Origin of the sequence: Algoriphagus yeomjeoni, assembly GCF_049821175.1 — a bacterium.
Taxonomy (GTDB): Bacteria; Bacteroidota; Bacteroidia; order Cytophagales; family Cyclobacteriaceae; genus Algoriphagus; species Algoriphagus yeomjeoni_A.
This window is the reverse complement of the sequence record NZ_CP187512.1, coordinates 3,299,006-3,321,192: the sequence shown is the minus strand read 5'-3', so window position 1 is coordinate 3,321,192 and position 22,187 is coordinate 3,299,006. Positions and strand designations below refer to the sequence as shown.

The window sequence follows — 22,187 nt, the reverse complement described above, 5'->3', positions numbered from 1 at the left end:
AGTTTATATAAAATCGTACAAATTATGAGGAAAAATTTACTTAAAAGTTTGGTTTCACTCGTATTGGTGGTCATTGCCACTATCGGTGTATCCCAAGCACAAGTGACTACCAGTTCTGTTGTAGGGCTAGTAGTTGACGCACAGGGAGAAACACTTCCCGGCGCAAATGTTGTTGCAACACACGTGCCTTCAGGTACGCGTTATGGTGCTGTCACAAACTTAGACGGCCGCTTTACCATTCCTAATATGAGAATTGGTGGGCCTTACACCATTCAGGTTAGCTTTATTGGATTCCAAGCTGCATCTTATAACAACGTGGTGCTTAGACTAGGAGAGCCTTTTGCACTTTCGGTAACGCTAAACGATGATAGTACAGAACTTGGCGAGGTAATCGTTTCCGCGTCTAAATCGTCAGAATTTGATTCCAACAAAACAGGTACTTCCACTAGTATCTCTACTAAGCAGTTGACTGATCTTCCTCAGATCAACAGATCTGTCACAGAATTTACCCGATTGACACCACAAGCAAATGGTACTTCTTTCGCTGGTCGTGACTCTAGATATAACAACCTTCAAGTAGATGGGGCTAATTTTAATAACGGCTTTGGTCTGAGCAGCAACCCACTTCCTGGTGGAAGTTCTCAGCCGATTTCTTTGGATGCAATCGAGCAAATCTCTGTAAACATTGCACCGTTTGATGTAACGCAATCTGGTTTTACAGGAGCTGGTATCAATGCGGTAACTCGTAGTGGTACAAATACATTTACTGGTTCTGCTTACTATTTCAATAAAAATCAGGACTTGCAAGGCAAGAAAATTGGTGAGACTGAACTAGAGGCAACAGAAGCTGCTACCAATAATTTTGGTTTTAGACTTGGCGGACCTATCATCCAAAACAAATTGTTCTTCTTCGTAAATGCTGAAAGAGAAGTGAACACTGGAGCTAACGCTTCTGGAGCTAACCTTTGGAAAGCATCTACAAATGGTGTTGCTGATCCTGATAATAACATTGCAAGAACTACAGTAACTGATCTTGAAGCTGTGCAAAGTCATTTGATCAATCAGTGGGGATATGATCCAGGTAGATACCAAGGATTTGCGAATGAAGCAAAGCAAGCAAGCACTAAGTTTTTGGCTAGAATTGACTGGAATATCAGTGATAAACATAAGCTTGCTGTAAGATACAACCAAGTAGTGGGCACTTCTCCTCAAATAACTAACGGATCTTCTGGTCCAAGACCAAGGACTCCAGGTTCAGCACAAAGAGTTAGTCAAAACTCTATGGCTTTTGAAAACGCCGCTTATGGTTTCGAAAACTCTGTAAGATCGGTTACTGCTGAATTGAACTCTTATTTTAGCCCTAAGATCTCTAACCAGTTTTTGGCTACTTACTCCAAGATCCAAGATACCAGAACTACTCCAGGCGCTGAATTCCCTATGGTGGATATTTGGGATGGTGGTGGAAGAGGTGATGGAAACGCTAACTACATGTCTTTTGGTACTGAGTTATTCTCTTATAACAACGATGTGATCAATGATAACTTCTCATTCATCAACAATTTAACTTATACAGAAGGTCGCCACACAGTGACTGCAGGTGCTGCTTTTGAGATACAAAAATTTGGTAACTCATTCGTAAGAATGGGTACTTCCTATTATAGATATGCTTCTGTTGAAGACTTCTTGACTACAGGTACTCCAAATGAGGTAGCTCCAATCATGTTCGGTTTGACTTACCCGTATGAAGGACAAGAGACTTATGCTAGAGTTAACTTTGGTTTGGCCTCTTTATATGCTCAAGACAAATTCGCTGTTAATGATCAATTGACTTTAACGCTAGGTTTAAGAGCTGAATTACCAATTTATTTGAATGACCTTACTCCAAATGAGGCGATCAACGATCTTACTTTATTAGATACAGAATATCAACCAAAAAATTACGATTCTGGTAGCTGGCCTAAATCACGTGTGATGTTGTCTCCAAGGTTCGGATTCAACTATGACGTAATGGGTGATAGAAGCCTGATCGTAAGAGGTGGTACTGGTATTTTCTCTGGTAGAGTGCCATTCGTATGGTTAACAAATATGCCAACTGGAGCAGGTGTTCTTCAAAACACAGTTGAACCTGGTAGCTATAATGATGTTGCTGGTTGGATTGGGAATGTAAATTTCCAGCCTGAGAAATACTATTATGTAGAAAACCCTCCTCAAGGTGCTGAAAACGTATTCATCAAGAATCCAACTCAAGGAGCGCCAAACTCTTTTGCTTTGGTTGATACCGATTTCAGAATGCCAATGGTATGGAGATCTAGTTTAGGAGCTGATTACCAGTTAGGTGATTCTCCATTTATGTTGACTGCTGATCTCCTTTACACTAAAGATATAAATGGCGTGTTCCAATTCGGAGCAAACAGAACTATTTCTACAAATACTATGAATAGTGCTGGTGACAACAGAGAGGTTGTATTGCCTGGTACCAGCGTAGCTTATAATTCAGCATTGGGTGCTAATAATGCAACTATCTTGACTAACACCGATATAAAAGGTCATGCTGTAAGTGCAACTATCGGTTTGTCAGTTCCTGAATACAATGGCTTCTCAGGAAGTTTATTTTATACTTACTCTGCTGCAAAAGAGGTTAGTTCTAATTCTGGATCTAGTGCAAGTTCTGCTTGGGGAGCATCTCCAAACATCAACTCTCCAAACGATCAGCGTTTGAATATCTCAGATTTTGCGCTACCAAATAGAGTAGTTGCAAACATGAGCTATAGAGTGGAATACGCAAACTTCCTAGCAACTACTATTGGTGTGTATTACACAGGTGAAAATCAAGGTAGACTATCTTACACTTATGGGAATGATCTAAATGGTGATGGTATCAATGCGGACCTGCTATACATTCCAGCAAGTACTGCTGATTTCAACTTTGTGGATATTGTATCTAATGGCAATGTAGTTTACACTGCTCAACAGCAAAGAGCTGCCTTCGATCAGTATGTAGCTGAAAATGATCTTGAGCAGTACAGAGGTGGGTATGTTCCTAGAAATGCGATCGTTCAGCCTTGGTTAAGTAGATTTGATGTGAGAGTGCTTCAAGATATCTTCACAAATATCGGTGAGAAAAGAAACACACTTCAAGTAAGTTTGGACGTAGTGAACTTCGGTAACTTATTGAACAAAGACTGGGGAATTCAGCAGAGAACTAACGGAGCTCAGAATCTTCTTTCTCGCTCTGGTGCTGTTAGTGCAAATCCTAACTATGTCATGAACCAAGTTTCTGGTCAGTTGCCAACTTCTCCTTATCAGAATGTAAGTAACTTCTCTACTACCTGGAGTATGCAGATAGGTTTGAGATATATCTTCTAAGAATAAGAAGTCTTATAATTGTGAAAGCACCTCAGAAATGGGGTGCTTTTTTCTTTTATACTTGTGTCCTGTCTTAAAATAGCGTTACGCAAAAAGTAATGTTATGAAAGAAGAACCAGTGGGTAAGTAGGTTAAGTGCATTCAGCACGATTACAATTATGCTTTTAAATTGGCCATGGTTTCAGAGGTTGAGCTTTGAGAATTGGGGATAACAATAAACTATGATAATCAGCCAGTCGCTGGATCAGCCACACTGGATTATTTTATTCAAACTAAGGTGGGTTGGCAGCTTTAGGCTAAATCCTATTTTACCCAATCCCAAATACCCGATATCTTGTTTGATCTTGGGTATTTTTAAATTAAGTATCCTCATTTTCCTCCATTGGTGGCAAAGATTTGCCTTCAGTATGTTTTGTTACTTTTTCCTGTATTTACTAAGTTATTTTTGTATTCTGACAACCTTAAGCAGGTCCTAAAAGTTAAGCTACCATGTTGTATTATAAAATATTTTCTCATTCAGTGAGTAAGGAATGGGTCGTGTTTATACATGGTGCTGGAGGATCGTCTGCGGTTTGGTTTAAGCAGCTAAAAGATTTCAGGGAGAAGTATAACCTTTTACTTATTGATCTTCGTGGGCATGGCAAGTCAGCCGACCTTCCACAGCAGATTTATAATGAGGAATATACCTTTACGGGAGTCACTAATGATGTAATTGAGGTTCTGGATCATTTGAAAACTCCTCCGGCTCATTTCATGGGGGTGTCTTTGGGGACGATAATTGTTCGGCAATTGGCAGAGCTAGAGCAGTGGAGAGTGAAATCACTTGTCTTGGCAGGAGCTATAACCCGGCTCACCGCGCAATCAAGGATATTGGTTTCATTAGGCAACGCATTTAAGCGTGTGATCCCTTATATGTGGCTTTATAGATTATTTGCGTTTATAATCTTACCTCGGAAGCAGCATGTAGAATCTAGAAATTTGTTTGTCCGTGAAGCTCAAAAACTTTGTCAGAAGGAATTTATTCGCTGGTTTCAATTGACTAAGGATATTAATCCACTCTTGAAATATTTTAAGGAATCTGACCTTGGTATCCCGACTCTCTATGTGATGGGAGATCAGGATGTTATGTTTTTGGAACCAGTTAAAAAGATTATCAAAACTCATAAAAGCTCAGTACTGAATATTTTGAAAAAATGCGGACACGTAGTGAACGTGGAAAGACCTGAGGAATTCAATAAACTTTCGCTGGCATTTATTCAAAATCAACACAATTAAGCACATTATTTTTCTCAATGAAGAAGCAAACTAAAGCCATATTGATCATTGCAGTTATCGTGATTGCAGCTGTTGCATATTTCTACCCAAGAATGGACACTCGCAAAAGCAATGATACAGGTGTCGCGTCGGTGGGTGCGGGTCCTGGTACACCATCTAATCTGCAAGTAAAAGTAGTAAAGCTTCAGCGTGAGACCTTAAGAAATCAACTTTCCATTACTGGTACTATTATGCCAAATGAGTCAGTAGATCTACGTACTGAGATCACTGGGTTAGTCACTAAAATTTCCTTCAAGGAAGGTCAATATGTGAGTAAAGGAACTCCCTTACTTTACCTGAACGACGATGAACTCCAAGCTCAATTCCAGCGTCTTCAGTTTACTCAGAAGCTTTTTGAAACTCAAGAGAATAGACAAAAACAACTTTTAGCACGCGAAGCTATTAGTCAGGAAGAGTACGATATCGTGCTCAATGAATATAACACGACCCTTTCTGATTTGAAATTGGTGGAGGCACAGCTTTCAAAAACGATCATCAGAGCCCCCTTTAATGGGATTTTGGGCTTGAGACAAGTGAGTGAAGGTTCGGTAATCGGTACTAATGATGTAATCGCAAACTTCGTAAATATAGATCCAATCAAAATTGAGTTTTCTATTCCCGAGCGCTATGCCAATCAGGTCACTGTTGGATCTCCAATTTACTTTTCGAACGAATCTTCACCTGAGGAAATGATTGGGAAAGTCTACGCTTTTGAGCCACAGATAGATGCTGCTACTCGTACATTGAAATTAAGAGCAGAAAGTCCAAATAAAGACCGGAAATATTTACCTGGAATGTTTGTAAGGATTCGTTTTGTATTAGGAGAAACTGAAGATGCCCTTATGGTGCCATCTGAGTCAGTAGTGCCTGAATTGCAAGGCTATAAAGTTTTCGTAGTTGGTGCCGATAACAAAGCCGTGGAACGTACGGTGGAGATTGGTACTCGTACAGATACGCAAGTTCAGATCACGAGTGGTTTGGAAGTAGGAGATCTGGTACTCACCACAGGTGTATTGCAAGCAAGGACGGGAACGCCTGTTGAATTCACACAAATCAACTAACATGTCGAGCTTATCAAATGTAAGTATCAACAGGCCTGTATTGGCCATTGTGATGTCTCTGGTCATCATGCTTTTTGGTGCTATTGGTATTACACTTTTGGGAATCAGAGAATTTCCAAGTGTTGACCCCCCAGTCATAAACGTACGGACTACCTACGTAGGAGCTAATGCAGATGTCATTGAAGCTCAAATCACTGAGCCTTTAGAGGAAGCCATCAACGGTATTCAGGGAATTAAATCACTGACATCGACTAGTAATGATGGTGGAAGTAGCATCACAGTAGAATTTGACGTTGGAGCAGATTTGGAAGCAGCTGCAAATGACGTGCGTGATAAAGTTTCAGGTGCCCAGCGAAATCTTCCTCCCGATGCGGAGCCTCCTGTAGTTTCCAAAGCTGATGCAGATTCCGAGCCTATTGTTTTCTTGAACGTAAAAAGTGATGAAAGGAGCCTCTTGGATCTCTCAGATATTGCGGAGAATATTTTCAAAGAAAGGCTTCAGACCATTCCAGGTGTGAGCCGGATTCAGATATGGGGGGAAAAAGAATACGCGATCCGTCTAAGAATGGATCCTCTCAAGATGGCTTCTTACGGAGTGACTCCATTGGATGTACTTTCCAAAGTGCAAAGTGAAAACGTCGAATTGCCCTCTGGGAAAATAGAAGGGGAGACTATTGAGCTATCTGTTCGAACAAAAAGTAGATTGAGCAGCCCCCAGGAATTCAATGACCTGATCATAAAAGAAGATCAAAATAACATTGTACGTTTTCAGGATGTGGGTAAAGCTGAGTTGGCCGCCCTCAATGAACGTAGTATTTTGAAGCGGGACGGAGTACCTATGGTGGGAATAGTTTTGGTCCCACTTCCTGGGTCCAACAGTATAGAAATTGCTGATGAGTTCTATAGGAGATTGGAATTTATCGAGAAGGATCTGCCGTCTGATGTAGGGTTGGAGATTGGGTTTGATAAGACAAACTTTATCCGAAGCTCCATATCCGAAGTAAAAGAAACAATTATTACAGCATTTGTACTTGTCGTTGCCATTATCTTTCTATTCTTGAGAGACTGGCGTACTACATTCATTCCAGTATTGACAATTCCTATATCACTCATTGGAGTATTCTTTGTCATGTATTTGATGGATTTTTCTATCAACGTACTTACACTTCTGGGAATAGTCCTCTCGATTGGATTAGTAGTCGATGATGCTATTGTCGTATTGGAAAATATATACTCTCGAATTGAGAAGGGGGAAAACCCGCAGGAAGCAGCTGAAAAAGGTTCAGAAGAAATATTCTTTGCAGTTATTGCTACCACAGTTGCGCTGGCCGCAGTATTCCTCCCGGTAATTTTCCTTACAGGAACGACTGGTCGACTTTTCAGAGAATTCGGTGTAGTAGTTGCCGGAGCAGTGATCATCTCATCATTTGTCGCGCTGACGATGACTCCAATGTTGAGCTCAAAACTTCTCAAGAAAAGAGAGAAGCATAATGCATTCTATAATTTTACTGAGCCGGGTTTTGTTTGGATAAATGACAAGTATGACGGAGCGCTCGCATGGTTTATGCAATTCCGATGGGTGTCATTTTTATTGGTAGGTTTTATGGGATTTGGAATTTATTGGCTTTTCAATGAGATTCCTACAGAACTTGCTCCCACAGAGGATAGAGGTGAAATCGTAATCAGAATGTCAGGCCCGGAAGGAGCCACTTTCGGGTATATGGATCGTGTAATCGATCAAATGGTGGCTGATTTTGGCGCAGATTACCCAAAAGATGAGGTCAGAGGGATGGTATCAGTTACCTCACCAGGTTTTGGTTCATCAAGCACGAACTCTGGTTTCATGCGATTTATTTTAACAGATGCTGAAAACAGAGAAAAAACTCAAGAGGAATATTTCAATGAAATTAACCAAAAGCTTAAACAATATACCGGAGTAAGAGCCTTCGCATCTCAGGCACAATCCATCGGCAATAGTCGTGGAGGTCTTCCGGTACAGTACGTTTTGCAGGCGCCTACATTGGATAAATTGAAAGAAGTTATTCCTACTTTCATGGAAGAGGTAGGCAAAAGCCCAGTATTTATTTTCTCTGATATCAACCTGAAGTTTACCAAGCCTGAACTTGAAATTGAGATTGATAGGGAAAAATCAAGAAATATTGGAGTATCTATTCAAGAAATTGCAAGAACATTACAGTTATCCTATTCAGGACAGAGATTCGCCTATTTCATCAAAAATGGTAAGCAATATCAGGTAGTAGGAGAAATGAGGCTAGAAGATAGAAATGAACCTGTAAATCTAAGAATGCTGTATGTGCGTGCCGAGAATGGTTCACTGGTTCAGCTGGACAACCTAGTTACAGTAACTGAGAAAAGTACACCACCGCAATTGTACAGATTCAATCGATTTGTAGCTGGTACCGTTTCTGCCAACTTAGCCGAAGGTTATACCATCGGAGATGGATTGGATGAGATGGATCGAATTGCAGGAGAAGTCTTGGATGACTCATTTACTACAGACGTTTCAGGTCCTTCCAAGGAATTTAGAGAAAGCTCCAACAGTTTGTTATTCGCATTCTTATTTGCGTTGATTTTGATCTATTTGGTGCTTTCAGCACAATTTGAGAGTTTCTTGGATCCACTTACCATCATGTTTACAGTCCCGCTGGCAATCTTCGGGGCTCTGCTGACCTTATGGTCATTTGGGTTTACGCTGAATATTTTCAGTCAGATTGGTATTATTATGTTGATAGGTCTGGTGACCAAAAATGGTATCCTGATTGTAGAATTTGCTAATCAGAGAAAGGCTTCTGGGATGTCTGTTCATGAAGCGATTTTTGGAGCGGCTGTTGCCAGATTCAGACCTATTTTGATGACTAGTTTATCTACGATTTTGGGGATTTTACCGATCGCACTTGGATTAGGAGCCGGTGCTGAAAGTCGTGTTCCTATGGGGGCAGCTGTCATTGGCGGATTAGCCTTTGCGACTATATTGACCCTTTTTGTGATCCCAGCTATTTATACTTATCTCACTTCCAAAGAAGGAAGATTAGCCAGAATTTAATGAAGAATCTTAGCCTATTGCTCTTAATGAGCATTATTGGAACAAGCCTTTTTGCCCAAAGTAATGAGTCTCTGGATCTTGAGAAGGCTATTACTATTGGTCTTGAAAAAAACTTGAATATTAAAATTGCCGTGGAAACGGTGGAAATTCAGGAAGGAAATCAGCGCATCGGCTCGGGTGATTATCTCATGCCAATCGTGGATGCTACGTATACCCGGTCTTTCAGTAATGAAGATGTGGAGCAGGTTTTTGCTACCGATCCCAATCCGAGGACTATCGACAATGCGCAATCCAGATCCAAGAACTTTAGCGTTGTAGGTATTTATGGGTTTCGTCCGGAGAGCTTCATTGTGATGAAAAGACTGGGAGTTCTGACAGAAATCTCTGAATTGGATGCCAAGATCGCGGTGGAAAACACCGTGGCAAATATTTCATCAGCTTACTACCGCTTAGTGTTGGAATTGCAACGTTATGAAGTTCTAAAGCGAACGCTGGAACTCAGTCAGGCTAGACTGAATATTGCAGAGGCTCAATATTCTCTCGGAGGAGCAGGCAAGCGTGATTTTCTGACGGCAGAAGTTGATTACAATTCCGATTTGAGCTTAGTACTTGGCCAGGAGCAGGTGATTCAGAATGCACGGGTAAATCTAAATGAATTGATGGCGCTGAATCCGGAAGAACAGTTTCTGGTTAATGATACCATCACGGTAGGAGAGCCTTTGCTTTTGCAGAATCTGGTAGAAAATGCATTCCTTGAAAATAAAACCTACCTCATTACCCAGCGTCAGGAAAATGTTGCCTTTCTCCAACTGAAAGAATTACGGGCAAGCCGACTGCCTGTCATCAACCTAAATGCATCCTATGCTACCAATACTTCCAATTCTGACGCAGGTATTCTAATTCAAAACCAACGATCAGGATTCAACTACGGAGGAAATGTCGCTTTAAATGTATTTAATGGCTTCACCTTGAACCGTAGGATCCAGAATGCAAAGGTTCAGCAGAAAATACAAGGTTTTGCTGTGGATCAGTACGAGATTCAACTTCGATCTGATATCCATCGTGCTTTCAATACCTACACCACCAATCGAAACTTGCTAGAGGTGGAGCAGAAGAACTATGCTGTCGCCAAGGAAAGCTCCGAAATTGCGCTGGAAAGGTTCAGACTCGGGATTGCTTCCTACTTGGAATTCCGGGATGCACAGGTGAATTTGCTAACAGCTGAGAACCGATTGATCACCTCTATTTTCAACATTAAAGAGCAGGAAATCGAGTTGAGACGTCTTTCAGGTAAGATTTTCTTTGACAATAGTTTTGAGGAGTTGAACCTTCCTTCAGAGGATTAATTCCGAAATGAAGGCTTTGAGATGAGTCTTCGTTTTATTATTTGCTTTTTTTAACGAATGCTTACTTTTTCAATTGGCATAGCATTTGCCAAATGGGCATGCGTGTAACATCCAGAGTCTTACGACTCTATTGAATGAAAAAAGCAATAATTCTATTTTCCTCTATAGTAATACTTCTCCTCTTCGGTGTGCAATGCACTTTTATTGAGAAGCATTTTGGGTCTATTTCCAAGGAAGATGCCTATGTACTTGACCTTCCCGGGATTCAAAATAGAGGTTTTATCCGTGCAGCAGTGGATAATAATTCAACGGGTTATTATATCTACCGAGGCCGTAGGATGGGCTATGAATATGAGCTTCTTCGTGACCTCGCCAAGCGTTTGAATGTTCAGTTACACCTAGTTTTGGTTTCTGATATTGATCGTGCCTTCGATTATTTGCAGGAGGGGAAAGTGGATATAATCGCTATGAACCTCGAAAAAAGCATGGAACGATCTGAAAAGACTTCCTTTTCACTTCCACTCGGTAAAATGAACACTGTGTTGGTGGGCAACGAGAATTCCGGTAAAATCACTTCCTGGGATCAACTTGATTCCGATACTATTTATGTTCGTGAAGGAGCCGTTTACAAAACCCAATTGTGCAATTTGAAGGATTCGCTTCAATTAAATTATACCATAATTCCCACTCCAGATCACGAAGAAACGCTAATCGATAAGGTGGCTGAAGGTGAAATCAAATGGACTATAGCGGATCAAAATATTGCTCAAGCCAATGCCACTTATTATGGAGATTTGGATATTTCATGGAAAGTGCAAAAGGAAGGAGATGTATCTTGGGTAGTGAGGGAAAACGCTCCAAAACTTCTTACTTCCCTGAATAATTGGTTGGAGGATAAGCAAAAAAGATTTCTTCCAGATTTATATGCCAAATACTTCCTGAATTCTAAGAATAGTTATTTCAGGAGCAACAGTCCATTCTCTTCTTTAGCAGGTAATCAGATTTCTGTTTACGATGAGATTATCAAAGATGGTGCTGAGCAGTTAGGTTGGGATTGGCGATTGCTGGCTTCTTTGGTTTACAAAGAGTCTAGATTCGATACTGTTGCGACATCCTATGCTGGTGCTAGAGGCTTGCTGCAGCTGATGCCAGTGACTTTAGAAAGATTCGGAGTGGATAACCCAAATGATCCAGCGCAGTCGCTTATGGGTGGAGTTCGCTACTTGAGATACCTGGATAAGTTTTGGATAGAAAGAGTACCTGATACCTCGGAGCGTTTGAAATTCGTGTTAGCGTCTTATAATATTGGCCATGGCCATGTGGAAGATGCTTGGAGATTGACGTTGAAGTATGGGAAAAACACTCAGTCTTGGTCTTCAGTCTCTGAGTTTTTGGAGTTAAAAAGTGATCCCGATTATTACCGTGATCCTATTGTCAAGAGTGGCTTTGCCAAAGGGCATCTGGCAGTAAATTATGTTAAGGATGTGATGAGCGTGTTTGAGTCGTATAAAGCGCTAGTGCAGCCTTAAGCGCCTTCGTGTAGCTCAAACATGGCTTCTACTTCCACTGGAATATTTCCTGGTAGGGAACCCATTCCTACAGCAGACCTTACCCCTACGCCATTTTCCTCCCCCCAAACCTGCATGAATAGCTCGCTGCAGCCATTGATTACGTAAGGGTGTCGCTCAAAAGAGGATTCACAGTTTACCATTCCTAGAACTTTTATCACCCGCTTCACTCTATTGAGAGAGCCTAAGTTGGCTTTGATGGTGGACAGTATCGCCAGACCAACTTGCCTGGCAGCGAGTTTCCCAGCTTCAATATCCAAATCTTGCCCTATTCGTCCAATGATCAAACTGCCATCTTCTTGAACAGTTCCGTGACCTGAGAGATAGAGGTATTTGCCATCTATCAGGCATGGTTTGTAAACACCCAATGGTTTTGGGGCTGGAGGTAGCGTAAAACCAAGTTTATTGAAGTTGCTTTCTGGAGTTTCCATAAGAATATAATATTTGATTTTTATATGAAAATGTCAAGGATAAGAACTCCAATTAAGCCTGAGACTGCTACAATCGTTTCCATCACCGACCAGGATTTGATGGTGTCTTTGATGCTTACATTGAAAAACTCTTTGTACATCCAAAACCCAGCATCGTTGAAATGCGAGAACATCAAACTGCCTGCACCAATGGAAAGTACCAAGAGATTAGGGTCCACATTCATGGTTGTTACCAGCGGAGCAATTATCCCAGCTGTTGTCAGCCCAGCCACAGTCGCTGAGCCTACACAAACTCTAATGATAGCAGTAATGATCCAAGCCAAAATCAATGGATGAATATCCCAGCTTTGCAGTCCTTCAGCGATCACCATACTCACTCCGGTATCTGTGAATATTTGTTTCAAAGCCCCTGCACCAGCCACGATCAACAGAATCATAGCGATGTCTTTGGTGGCTACCGTATAGAGATCCATGATTTGTTTCATGGTGAAATTACGTCTCAGACCGAGCGTAAACGTAGCAATCAGCACTGAAATTAACATGACGATTCCTGGATCTGCCACAAAAGCAATCACAGGAGCCAAGCTGCTGTCTGAGGAAATGTTTAGATTCAATGCCGTGGTTCCTACCAAAAGAACTACAGGAAGCAAAGCTGTAAAAAAACTGTTTGATGTGGAAGGAAGCTCAGACTCAGGCTTTGTTTCTGCCTGAAAAGTCTTTAGCGGTTTAGCTTCCATATTTTTGAGCGTTCTTGCGAAAATAGGACCTGCCAGCGCAATGGTTGGAATGGCTATCGCAAAACCATAGAATAGGGTCAAGCCCATGTTGGCATCAAACTGTGCAACGAGGGCCGCTGGTGATGGATGTGGAGGTAAAAAACCATGGGTAACAGACAGTGCTGCCAAAAGTGGAATACCCACGTACACCGCGGAGATTTTGTATTGATAGGCTACCGTAAAAGCCAGAGGGACTAGGAGCACAAAGCCAACATTGTAGAACAATGGGATTCCTACGACCAAACCCGTGATAGACATGGCCCAAGTGATGTGCTTTTGTCCGAAGATCTTCATCAGAAAACCAGCAATACGCTGAGCTGCACCTGATTCTGCGACCAGCTTACCCAGCATAGCACCCATCACGATGACTATGACCAAGTCGCCTAAGAGGCCACCCATACCACGCTGTACAGATCCGGCAATCTGATCTGCGGGAAGGCCAAGCAGAAAACCAGCAGCAATGGAAGCTATCAGAAATGCTAAAAAAGGATTGAGCTTTGCCCATACGATCAGCAGCACAAGAATTGCAATACTGAGCAACACGAGAAGAATGGTCATAGGAATAGGTTGGGTTTAGCTTACAAGATAAAAAACATTGGTGGATTTGGGTTTTACAGGTGGAGATAGTTGGTGAAAATAGGGTCAGCAGTTTGCAGTCGTAGTAATCAATCTCAGAGTGTTAGGACAACGCTTGTAGTAGGTGTCCATCTGCAATCTAAATTGGACTATCTCTTGATCCATCTAGTTTGAAAAGTTGTCACTGCATTTGAAAAAGTAATCAGGTATAGACCGGGTTTCAATACTTCCAGATGTTCGGAAAATTCGAATTCATTGTAACTGAAAGAGGAGAGCAAACGGCCTTGACTTGTGTAAACGATAACTTTTGTCTCTTGAGAAAGGAAGGTTTCAGGAAGATTTACTCTGATTTTTCCAATGGAATGAGGATTTGGGAAAATTGAGATTTGATTAGGGGAAATGGCCGGGGTGTTTTCTAACCGTACAACTTTACTCCAAGACGATTGGCCTGAAAGGTCTAAAACCCTGATTTGATAATAGGTTGAGGTTGATTTTGAAGATACTGTATCTATAAAGGAATAATAAGCAGGAAAGTCAGAATTACCATGACTCAAGACTTCTCCTATTTTTTTCCACACCTTCAAAGGAGTGTCGGAACTATAGATCTCAAACTTTTCATTGTCAGTTTCACTTGCTACTATCCAGCTTATCTCTTTTGAGGATACATAGTTATTGGCAGTAAGGGAAAGCCAGGTGACTGGAAGAATACTTAAAGTTCTAAAGCTTCCTACAGTGAAGTTTTTACCTGATAAATCATCAAAAGTTAAGTTTCTGATGGCCCAGAGATTAATTGCATCGCTGCTTTCGACATGGGTTCCTGGAGCGGCATACCCTGTACATACCAAGCGAAGATCTTCTGGCTGATCTACAATTAAATTCATTGCAGAAACCCGCAACTCAAGTGGATTAGAAGATGCATTAAGTCCTGAAAATTGGAAATAACTAAAGAGCCGATAAAGAATTGGTGTTCCGTCTAGATCATTAAAACCCGGGTTGAAATCTGCTCCTCGGTATTCAGTGTAATCCACAGTAAGATTTCCTCCTGCATTTGTACCAAGTAATTGCACTTTCCGGATACCACCATGATACCGATCTCCAAATGGGAACGTTCCATTTGAAGCAGTTAAAGTTGTAGGGGAATTTGAGTAGGTGAAAGAAGACAAGTTTTCCCAAGAGCCACCTTGATAGTCCAATACTCCAGCATTCGAGCTATTAATGGTGAGCGAGTTGTTTTGGAAATCCAACTGGCCACTGAGCATGGTGAGATTTCGTAAAACTAAAAGGTTTTGATCTAGAATGACTTTACCTGCAGGTTTATCGACATTCAAATCTCTAACATTCATAGTAAATCCAGAAATGTTTTGAACTTCAGGCCCATTAAAAAGGAGTGTTGTATTTGTGAGATTAAATGCTCCAGAACCGACTTGAGTCATATCTCCACTTAGTGATAAGGAAGAAGGCAAAGTAACGTTTGTTGTGCCTTGAATTTCTAAATGATGAAAGTTTAATGGTTGTGAGGAACTTGCGTACGACTTCGATAAAAAATTTTGAGTACCAGTATTTTTTCTAAAAGTCACTTTCCCGTTCAATTGAAAAGTAGCGGCTTCGATTTGAGGTGAGGTACCTTCCAAAATCAATTCTCCTCCAGATTGAAGGTCGAAAAGAGCTGCACTCACCAAACCTGATATTGACCGGGCAATTATATTTTCATTGCATTCGGAAATAAATTTTCCATTTGCTTCAATGATAAAGTCTCCAAAGGAGCCTGATGGATAATAGCTTGTTTCTGTATTAAATGTAATTGACGAGCAAAAATTTGGTGCTACAGAAGTGTCTAATGTCTGTCTTAAAGTTCCAGATCGTACTATGAATTGAACAGCCTTAAATGGCTCCTGAATAGTTAAAGTATTCCCGGCTCCTGGATCAAATATCACGGTATAACGGCTTTGGGTGGTAAAGCCACTCCAAGCATTTTTAGGAATAATTATTCTTGAATTTCCTTTGAATGTAAGTGTGCTTGAAATAGAGTTTCCTATCCAGTTTTGGCTGTTCCAAGTTCCTGCTGGAGTTCCAGGTGCAGCTCCAGTAAATGCTTGAAGCGAACCATATACGTTAATATTATTACTATTGAGGTTTAATTTTTCTCCTGCTCCTGTCTGTGCGTTTATATATAAATTTTTGACCTCCTCATTAGCGGTTAACGTGACTTTATGAGTTTGATCAATATAAATATCATTTGTCTGATTAGGCTTAACCGAAGCCGCAAGCCACACTGTTCCATCATACACTTGCCATATAGAAATATTCCCAAAATTTCCGGAAGTTACTGTGCGATAGGCCCCAATTTCTTGGCACAGTGTGACATTATTGTAAAGACAATGAAATGCTACTGCCGAGAATATCAAGTATATTCGGCTTTGAAAAAGTGCCTTACAGGCCAACGTTTTGCCCCGTGTTTTCATTTTAAAAAGTATTCTGAAAAAGCGTCTATCAATTTAGTGAAATGAATTTTAAAAAAACAATAGTTAGTTTAATTTTTTTATTGACTGTCAGTGCTTTAGCTCCTGTTCAAGCCCAGCAATACCAGATTTCTCTACTGACTTGCGATCCGGGAGAGGAGATCTACAGTTCTTTTGGGCATAGCGGGATTCGGGTAATCGAGCTGTCTACGGGCAGGGATGTAGTGTATAACTATGGCACGTTTGACTTTGGGGCACCTAATTTCGTATTGAATTTTGCCGGAGGCAGACTGGATTACTACCTCTCGGTTTCTACTTTTGATCGCTTTATTGCAGAATATGATTACTTCAAGCGCAGCGTAAGAGAGCAGGTTCTAAGTTTGAACGAGCAGCAGAAGTTGGAGCTGATTAGGTTTCTCGAGACGAATTACTTGCCTGAGAATCGGGCTTATCGCTATGATTTTTTCTTTGACAACTGTGCTACCCGTGTGCGTGATGCGGTCAGTACGGTCCTGGGAGATCAGCTGATCTGGGATGATGAAGTGCGGGAGCCGGTGGATAAGACATTTCGGGAATTGATAGACGAAATGGTGTACTACATGACCTGGTCAGATTTGGGAATTGATTTGGCACTGGGTTCCCGCTTGGATAGGGATGCTACCCCGCTTGAAGAGCAGTTTCTGCCTAAGTATGTGGAAGGAGCATTTTCGAGAGCGATGATCCAAGGCGATGGACCTACCCGGCCATTGGTGGAGAAAAACAGGACTATCTTGAATTTTGAAAAAACCGAAGGTTCATTCGGAGCGATCAATCCCTACTGGATTTTCTGGGTAGTGGCGATCATATTTACGGGAATCACATTTTTTGGATTCAAGAAGAAAAAGCTCTTCGTAGGCTTTGATATCGCATTCTTTGGGATATTGGGAATCATTGGAATAGTCATATCCTTGCTGTGGATAGGATCGGAAATTCAGTCTACCAAGTATAACTGGAATATTCTCTGGGCATTTCCAGGACATCTGATTTTAGCTTTTACTTTATTTAAGAAAACGATCAAACCCTGGGTGCTGAAGTACCTGCTTTTTGCTTTGATTATGGCAGATGCAGCAGTGGTATTTTGGATTTTGGGTTGGCAGTCTTTCCACCCAAGCCTGATTCCGTTGTTGTTGGTACTGATTCTGAGAACGAATTATTTGTATTATAACATCGGGAAGTTTAAACGAGTGGTATGACCTCTCGATTTAGAGACCCTCGTCTTTCAGTGCTTAAGGTGACACAGTATGTCAGTTTAGCGAAGTCGTAACCAGATGATTCCTGGTACTTTACTCCATAAATTCTTTCCTTTCTAAACTATTGCATAGGGGATTGGTGTTGGGTATTTTCGGACAAAGCTTATGGAATTCAAACTTACCTCAGATTATAAACCTACCGGCGATCAGCCAAAGGCCATAGAACAGCTAACGGCAGGAGTGAATAATGGCGATCAGGCCCAGGTATTATTAGGTGTAACTGGTTCTGGGAAAACTTTTACCGTTGCTAACCTAATCCAGCAAACCCAGAAACCAACACTGGTGCTTAGTCATAACAAGACACTTGCTGCTCAGCTTTACGGGGAGTTCAAGCAGTTTTTCCCTGAAAATGCTGTAGAGTATTTTATTTCCTATTACGATTATTACCAGCCTGAAGCGTTTATTCCGACTTCAGGGACCTATATAGAAAAGGATCTTTCAATAAACGAGGAGATAGAGAAGCTACGTCTGAGTGCATCATCGGCATTACTTACAGGCCGTAGAGATGTAATCGTGGTGGCTTCTGTGTCGTGCATCTATGGTATAGGAAATCCGGATGAGTTCGGGAAAAATGTTATCAAACTTCAGGAAGGAGACCGAATTCCTAGAAATCAGTTGTTATTTAAGCTGGTGGATATTTTATATAGCAGAACCCAGCATGACTTAACTCATGGGACTTTCCGGGTGAAGGGAGATACGGTAGATATCTTTGTGGCATATGCTGACTGGGGATATAGAATTTTCTTCTGGGGGGATGAGATTGAGGCGATTCAGCGATTTGATCCTGCTACTGGTAAGAAACTTAATGACGAGAAAATTATCTCGATTTTCCCTGCAAACTTATTTGTGACAGGAAAAGACACCTTGCAGACTGCCATTCACGAGATCCAATATGATATGGTGGATCAGGTAAATTTCTTTGAAAAAGAGGGCAAATTCATGGAGGCTAAGAGACTTCAGGAACGAACAGAGTTTGATTTGGAAATGATGCGTGAGTTGGGCTATTGCTCAGGAGTGGAAAATTATTCCAGGTATTTTGACCGCAGAGCTCCAGGCGCTAGACCGTTCTGTTTGTTGGATTATTTCCCGGATGATTTTCTTATGGTAGTGGATGAAAGCCATGTGACTTTGCCGCAAGTACGGGCTATGTGGGGAGGGGATAGATCCAGAAAAATCAATTTGGTAGATTTTGGTTTTAGGCTTCCTTCTGCTTTGGATAATCGTCCGTTGAAGTTTGAGGAATTTCAGGATTTGACTAATCAGGTGGTTTACGTCTCTGCGACTCCGGCAGATTATGAATTGTCCTTGACCGAAGGGGTAGTAGTAGAGCAAATCATACGACCTACCGGGCTTTTGGATCCTACCATCGAAGTGAGGCCAAGTCAAAATCAAATCGATGATTTGCTGGAGGAGATCGATCAAACGATTAAGACCGGTGCAAGAACTTTGGTAACTACGCTAACCAAACGAATGGCTGAAGAGCTTCAGAAATTCCTCGAAAGAGCCGGGGTAAAGTCACGTTACATTCACTCTGAAGTAAAAACACTTGATCGGGTGGAGATTTTGCGGGAGCTGAGATTAGGGATTTTCGACGTGCTTGTCGGGGTGAATCTGCTTAGAGAAGGGCTGGATTTACCGGAGGTTTCTTTGGTGGCGATCTTAGATGCCGATAAGGAAGGATTCCTTAGAAATGAGCGTAGTTTGGTACAGACTATAGGTCGAGCTGCGCGAAACTCAGAAGGCCGTGTGATTATGTATGCAGATAAAATCACCGACTCCATGCAGTCAGCGATTGATGAAACCAAACGAAGACGTGCTTTACAAATTGAGTACAATACAGCAAATGGCATTACCCCAACAACTATTTTGAAATCTCATGATAAGATCATGGGACAAACCAAAGTTGCAGACTCGAAGAAAAATGCCAAGTTCTACGCCGAACCAATGCCGAGTGAAGAAAGTATGGCAGCTGATCCAGTGGTACAATATTTAAGCAAAGACAAGTTGGAGAAACTGATCGCACAGACTCAGAAATTAATGGAGAAAGCGGCCAAGGAATTGAATTTCATGGAAGCTGCCCGACTTCGGGACGAGTGGCAATCGCAGAAATCAAGATTGGAACAATTGAATCGTGGAGTAAGTAAATAGGCTTGGGAGAGCTAAAAATTAGTAAAAATGACGCTTCAAGAGGTGAAGTTGCTTGCCGCCAAAGGCGAGGGGCAGAGGATAGAATTTAAAAAGAAAGCTACTTATCCTGAAAAAATTGTTCGGGAGCTAATTGCCTTTGCAAATACTTCTGGTGGAGACTTGCTAATCGGTGTGGATGATGATGGGACGGTTAGTGGGCAGCGTTACATTGAAGAAGAGATTTTTGTGATGGAAAGGGCGATTAAGGAGTTGATCTTTCCACCCTTAGACTATGAACTGTTTTCCTTGAAGCTGAATGAGAAAAAAGGTGTGGCAGTTTTTAAGATCTCAGTCAGTCCAAATCGTCCTCATTATTTGAAAGAGAAAGACCGGAAGCAAGCCTTCATACGCGTAGCAGATCGCTCGGTGCAGGCGAGTAGGGAAGTTTGGGAGATTTTGAGGAGAGGTAAAAATCCACGTGATATGGTTTTTACCTATGGAAATAAGGAAGAAATTCTGATGAAAGCATTGGGTGAAACGGACAAAATCACCTTGAAGGAATTTGCCAAGCTTGCTAAGCTCCCAAAATTTTTAGCTTCAAAAACCTTGGTTCGACTAACCCTAGCCAATGTTTTACTGATTCATCCCCAGGAGTCGGAGGATTTTTTCACCCTGAAAGAGTAGGTAGCTTGAACCCGGTTCGTTCGGTAAAACCCATATTTCCCTGCAGTCCGCCTGAGTGAATCATCAGGATTTTTGAGCCTTTGAAGAAATAATCTTTTTTGATCAAATCCCAGACTCCAAAAGCCATTTTCCCGGTATAAATAGGGTCTAGCACTATCCCAAAGTTTTCATAAAACCACCAGATGAAATCGATGAGTTCTTGCTTGTGTTTGGCGTAGCCCCCAAAGTGGTAATTGGTAAAAATCCCGTATGAGCCATTGCTGCTCAGCTGGTGTTTCTCTAGGAGTTCAGAGATTTCCTGATGAATGAATTCCCCTTTGAGGGAAGAGAATCCAAGTAGTTTTTGGTGTGAAGCAAGGGAGGTATAAAGTCCAGCGAAAGTGCCTCCGGTACCTATGGAAGAGCAGATATATGAGAATTGCTGATCTTCCAAGTCAAAGATTTCCTGGGTGCCTTTGATGGCAAGTTCATTGGTTCCCCCTTCCGGAATCAAATAAAAATCTCCAAATTCCTCTGTTAAACTATTAAGAAAATCTGCGGTGGATTTTTCTCTGTAGCTTTTTCTATCAATAAAATGAAGCTGCATGCCGAGCTGTTCTGCATGAGCCAGAGTGGCATTCAATGGCTCAGTTTTTTCCCCTCGGATGATTCCAATTGATTCAAGGCCTTCAGCTTTTGCTGCCTCAGAAGTGGCATAAATATGATTGGAAAAAGCCCCTCCAAAGGTCAAAATACTTGATTTGCCTTGTGATTTGGCTTTTTCCAAATTGTATCTGAGTTTAAAAAATTTGTTGCCAGAAACTTCTGGATGGACTAAATCCAAGCGCTTGATTGCCAATTCTATTCCCTTTTCCTCCAAAAAGGAATGTGAAATGAATTGTGTAGGAATTGGATTGGGGAGGAGCATTTGCGCTGCTTTTTTGCTAAGGTGTCAAAGTTAAGCCTGATAATCCTATTTTTGCAGCATGAGCATGCACCCAGAGGAAGATTTTGATGAGGAGGAATTAGAGCTTTACGAACATTTTAAGTTCGTAATCGACAAAGGCCAGACTCCAATCAGGATCGATAAATTTTTGACAGGCAAGATCGCTTTTGCTACCCGAAATAAGATACAGCAAGCCATAGACGCTGGGGCTATTCAGGTAAATGGTGAATCTATCAAGGGAAGTTACAAGGTAAAACCGCTGGATGATATTCGCGTGCTGATGGGCAAGCCTCCTCGCGACACGGAAGTTGTGCCAGAGGATATCCCGTTGGATTTTGTGTATGAAGACCAGTACTTGCTCGTGGTGAACAAGCCTGCGGGGATGGTCGTACATCCTGCCCATGGTAACTGGTCAGGAACTCTGGTCAATGGACTGGTGCATCATTTTCAAAATCTGCCAGAAATGAAAGGCAATGAAGGTCGACCTGGTCTGGTGCACCGAATAGATAAGGATACTTCTGGATTACTTGTGATAGCGAAAGCTGAAGAGGTGATGACGCATCTTGCCAAACAGTTTTTTCACCATACAATTGAGCGGACGTATTTGGCCTTGGTTTGGGGAGAGCCGGAAGAAGACTCGGGCACCATCACTGGTCATGTAGGGCGAAGTGCCAAAAACCGCAAGGTCATGGATGTGTATCCAGATGGAAGTCAGGGCAAGTATGCCGTGACCCACTGGAAAGTTCTACAGCGATTGAGGTATGTGTCACTGATCCAGTGTAACTTGGAGACAGGACGTACCCATCAGATCCGTGCACATATGAAATTCTTGGGACATCCGCTTTTCAATGATGCCATGTATGGAGGAGATAAAATCCGCAAGGGAACCCAATTTTCTAAGTATAAAACTTTTGTGCAAAATGCTTTCGAGCTGCTACCGCGCCAAGCGCTACATGCAAAGTCACTGGGATTCATACATCCTGTGACTAACGAAAAACTCTATTTCGAAGCTCCCTTGCCTGATGATTTTCAGTCAGCTTTAGCTAAGTGGGAAAATTACGTGAACTTTGAATAGGGTGTTCCGTTAAAGAATAATCAATATTTAATCTATAATGCTATGAATTCGGCAATAAAAACCTTGTTTATGAGCTATATTGGCAATATTGATAGGTTTCGTTGAGAAATAGTCAATTTGAGCTGT

At 41.6% G+C, this 22,187-nt stretch carries 14 protein-coding genes; 10 read left to right on the top strand and 4 right to left on the bottom strand.

What is annotated here, in order from left to right:
• The first annotated feature begins 24 nt into the window (after positions 1-24).
• From ACPUEN_RS13435 to ACPUEN_RS13410, 6 genes are all read left to right on the top strand, one after another.
• The gene (locus ACPUEN_RS13435; RefSeq protein ID WP_425636415.1) at positions 25-3,366 is read left to right on the top strand and encodes a carboxypeptidase regulatory-like domain-containing protein; all 3,342 of its coding nucleotides are present in this window, start codon (positions 25-27) and stop codon (positions 3,364-3,366) included.
• 489 nt (positions 3,367-3,855) lie between these two features.
• On the top strand, positions 3,856-4,641 hold the full coding sequence (locus ACPUEN_RS13430) for an alpha/beta fold hydrolase (RefSeq protein WP_425636414.1): 786 nt from the start codon (positions 3,856-3,858) through the stop codon (positions 4,639-4,641).
• Between the two features lie 17 nt (positions 4,642-4,658).
• On the top strand, positions 4,659-5,741 hold the full coding sequence (locus ACPUEN_RS13425) for an efflux RND transporter periplasmic adaptor subunit (protein WP_425636413.1): 1,083 nt from the start codon (positions 4,659-4,661) through the stop codon (positions 5,739-5,741).
• Position 5,742: 1 nt separating this feature from the next.
• A complete protein-coding gene (locus tag ACPUEN_RS13420; RefSeq protein ID WP_425636412.1) occupies positions 5,743-8,805 on the top strand; it encodes an efflux RND transporter permease subunit in 3,063 nt (1,020 codons plus the stop codon).
• Positions 8,805-10,151, top strand: coding sequence for a TolC family protein (locus tag ACPUEN_RS13415; RefSeq protein ID WP_425636411.1), 1,347 nt, complete (start codon positions 8,805-8,807; stop codon positions 10,149-10,151). The genes ACPUEN_RS13420 and ACPUEN_RS13415 overlap by 1 nt, the downstream gene beginning before the upstream one ends.
• Before the next feature lie 134 nt (positions 10,152-10,285).
• Positions 10,286-11,680, top strand: a complete 1,395-nt coding sequence (locus tag ACPUEN_RS13410) for a transglycosylase SLT domain-containing protein (protein WP_425636410.1) — start codon at positions 10,286-10,288, stop codon at positions 11,678-11,680.
• Here the strand turns inward: ACPUEN_RS13410 and ACPUEN_RS13405 are convergent.
• The 3 genes from ACPUEN_RS13405 to ACPUEN_RS13395 form a co-directional block, all read right to left on the bottom strand.
• Positions 11,677-12,150 (bottom strand): RidA family protein, encoded by a 474-nt coding sequence (locus tag ACPUEN_RS13405; protein ID WP_425636409.1) that lies wholly within the window; start codon positions 12,148-12,150, stop codon positions 11,677-11,679. The two genes, ACPUEN_RS13410 and ACPUEN_RS13405, sit on opposite strands and share 4 nt — an antisense overlap.
• A 20-nt stretch (positions 12,151-12,170) precedes the next feature.
• Positions 12,171-13,484 carry a gluconate:H+ symporter gene (locus ACPUEN_RS13400; protein WP_425636408.1) on the bottom strand — a complete coding sequence of 438 codons (1,314 nt, stop codon included), beginning with the start codon at positions 13,482-13,484 and terminating at the stop codon, positions 12,171-12,173.
• Between the two features lie 167 nt (positions 13,485-13,651).
• Positions 13,652-15,964, bottom strand: coding sequence for a T9SS type A sorting domain-containing protein (locus ACPUEN_RS13395; protein WP_425636407.1), 2,313 nt, complete (start codon positions 15,962-15,964; stop codon positions 13,652-13,654).
• Between the two features lie 41 nt (positions 15,965-16,005).
• Between ACPUEN_RS13395 and ACPUEN_RS13390 the strand changes: the two genes are divergently transcribed.
• The 3 genes from ACPUEN_RS13390 to ACPUEN_RS13380 all read left to right on the top strand — a co-directional run bounded on the left by ACPUEN_RS13390 (position 16,006) and on the right by ACPUEN_RS13380 (position 20,061).
• Positions 16,006-17,193, top strand: coding sequence for a DUF4105 domain-containing protein (locus ACPUEN_RS13390; protein WP_425636406.1), 1,188 nt, complete (start codon positions 16,006-16,008; stop codon positions 17,191-17,193).
• Positions 17,194-17,355: 162 nt separating this feature from the next.
• A complete protein-coding gene (gene uvrB, locus ACPUEN_RS13385) occupies positions 17,356-19,398 on the top strand; it encodes an excinuclease ABC subunit UvrB (protein WP_425636405.1) in 2,043 nt (680 codons plus the stop codon).
• Between the two features lie 27 nt (positions 19,399-19,425).
• Entirely contained in the window at positions 19,426-20,061 is a 636-nt protein-coding gene (locus ACPUEN_RS13380) for a helix-turn-helix domain-containing protein (protein ID WP_425636404.1), read from the top strand.
• On the opposite strand, the gene ACPUEN_RS13375 is transcribed toward ACPUEN_RS13380, so the two are convergent.
• Entirely contained in the window at positions 20,045-20,968 is a 924-nt protein-coding gene (locus tag ACPUEN_RS13375; protein WP_425636403.1) for a 1-aminocyclopropane-1-carboxylate deaminase/D-cysteine desulfhydrase, read from the bottom strand. The genes ACPUEN_RS13380 and ACPUEN_RS13375 overlap by 17 nt on opposite strands.
• A 58-nt stretch (positions 20,969-21,026) precedes the next feature.
• Between ACPUEN_RS13375 and ACPUEN_RS13370 the strand changes: the two genes are divergently transcribed.
• Complete coding sequence (locus ACPUEN_RS13370; RefSeq protein ID WP_425636402.1) at positions 21,027-22,061, top strand: RluA family pseudouridine synthase; 1,035 nt, start codon at positions 21,027-21,029, stop codon at positions 22,059-22,061.
• Positions 22,062-22,187 lie beyond the last annotated feature (126 nt).

Bases quoted from the DNA above. Each gene is read 5' to 3' on its own strand.
- ACPUEN_RS13415 (WP_425636411.1), top strand. From the start codon at position 8,805: ATGAAGAATCTTAGCCTATTGCTCTTAATGAGCATTATTGGAACAAGC.
- ACPUEN_RS13430 (WP_425636414.1), top strand. From the start codon at position 3,856: ATGTTGTATTATAAAATATTTTCTCATTCAGTGAGTAAGGAATGGGTC.
- ACPUEN_RS13375 (WP_425636403.1), bottom strand. From the start codon at position 20,968: ATGCTCCTCCCCAATCCAATTCCTACACAATTCATTTCACATTCCTTT.
- ACPUEN_RS13395 (WP_425636407.1), bottom strand. From the start codon at position 15,964: ATGAAAACACGGGGCAAAACGTTGGCCTGTAAGGCACTTTTTCAAAGC.
- ACPUEN_RS13405 (WP_425636409.1), bottom strand. From the start codon at position 12,150: ATGGAAACTCCAGAAAGCAACTTCAATAAACTTGGTTTTACGCTACCT.
- ACPUEN_RS13380 (WP_425636404.1), top strand. From the start codon at position 19,426: ATGACGCTTCAAGAGGTGAAGTTGCTTGCCGCCAAAGGCGAGGGGCAG.
- ACPUEN_RS13370 (WP_425636402.1), top strand. From the start codon at position 21,027: ATGAGCATGCACCCAGAGGAAGATTTTGATGAGGAGGAATTAGAGCTT.
- ACPUEN_RS13400 (WP_425636408.1), bottom strand. From the start codon at position 13,484: ATGACCATTCTTCTCGTGTTGCTCAGTATTGCAATTCTTGTGCTGCTG.
- ACPUEN_RS13420 (WP_425636412.1), top strand. From the start codon at position 5,743: ATGTCGAGCTTATCAAATGTAAGTATCAACAGGCCTGTATTGGCCATT.
- ACPUEN_RS13390 (WP_425636406.1), top strand. From the start codon at position 16,006: ATGAATTTTAAAAAAACAATAGTTAGTTTAATTTTTTTATTGACTGTC.
- ACPUEN_RS13425 (WP_425636413.1), top strand. From the start codon at position 4,659: ATGAAGAAGCAAACTAAAGCCATATTGATCATTGCAGTTATCGTGATT.
- uvrB (WP_425636405.1), top strand. From the start codon at position 17,356: ATGGAATTCAAACTTACCTCAGATTATAAACCTACCGGCGATCAGCCA.
- ACPUEN_RS13410 (WP_425636410.1), top strand. From the start codon at position 10,286: ATGAAAAAAGCAATAATTCTATTTTCCTCTATAGTAATACTTCTCCTC.
- ACPUEN_RS13435 (WP_425636415.1), top strand. From the start codon at position 25: ATGAGGAAAAATTTACTTAAAAGTTTGGTTTCACTCGTATTGGTGGTC.